We start from the raw sequence: 889 nt of genomic DNA, 5'->3' as shown, positions 1-889 counted from the left end.
TCGGTTCAAAACTGGATCGAGTTCGCTCTGGCGACGCCGGTCACCTTATGGGCAGGTTGGCCCTTTTTTGTAAGGGCCATAGCATCTGTTAGAAATCGCAGTCCAAACATGTGGACTCTGATTGGGCTGGGGACTGCCGCAGCCTATCTTTACAGCGTCGCGGCAACCCTATTTCCCCAAAGTTTTCCCACCACCTTCATGCAAGATGGACGCATCGGCGTCTACTTCGAAGCCGCTGCGGTCATCATCTCGCTCACCTTGCTTGGGCAGATTCTTGAGCTCAAAGCACGTTCACAAACCTCCGCCGCCATTAAGTCCCTTCTAGGCCTGTCTCCCAAGACTGCACGCAAGATCAACGCCGATGGTCAGGAGGAAGACATTCCTCTTACCCATGTTCACTTGGGAGACCATTTGCGGGTCAGACCTGGTGAAAAGGTGCCAGTTGATGGCTCCGTACTCGAGGGAGAAAGTGCGGTGGATGAATCCATGCTCACTGGTGAACCTGTGCCGGTAATGAAAAGAGCAGGGGATAGTTTGATCGGCGCCACGCTTAATACTCATGGGAGCTTGGTGATGGAGGCGCAAAAGGTCGGCGCCGACACCATGCTGTCGCAGATAGTACAAATGGTCGCTCTAGCCCAACGCTCCAAAGCGCCAATGCAACGAATGGCCGACTCGATTGCCGGCTACTTTGTGATGGGGGTTATCGCGATTGCGTTGCTGACACTCTTAGGCTGGGGGCTATTCGGCCCAGAACCCAGCTGGGTCTTCGGCCTGATCAACGCTGTCGCCGTACTTATCATCGCTTGCCCCTGTGCACTGGGTCTCGCAACGCCCATGTCGATCATGGTTTCGACGGGTAAAGCCGCCAGTATGGGTGTGCTGTTCA

Annotated in this window: 1 protein-coding gene; it reads left to right on the top strand. The window is 55.1% G+C overall.

Annotated features, from left to right (window positions below; genetic code table 11):
* On the top strand, positions 1–889 hold an 889-nt coding region (locus tag A7D21_RS34035; protein WP_141718334.1), incomplete at both ends, for an HAD-IC family P-type ATPase.

Origin of the sequence: Pseudomonas sp. AP19 (assembly GCF_001728855.1) — a bacterium.
In the GTDB taxonomy this organism is placed as follows: domain Bacteria; phylum Pseudomonadota; class Gammaproteobacteria; order Pseudomonadales; family Pseudomonadaceae; genus Aquipseudomonas; species Aquipseudomonas fluorescens.
This window is presented reverse-complemented; position numbering and strand designations above follow the sequence as displayed.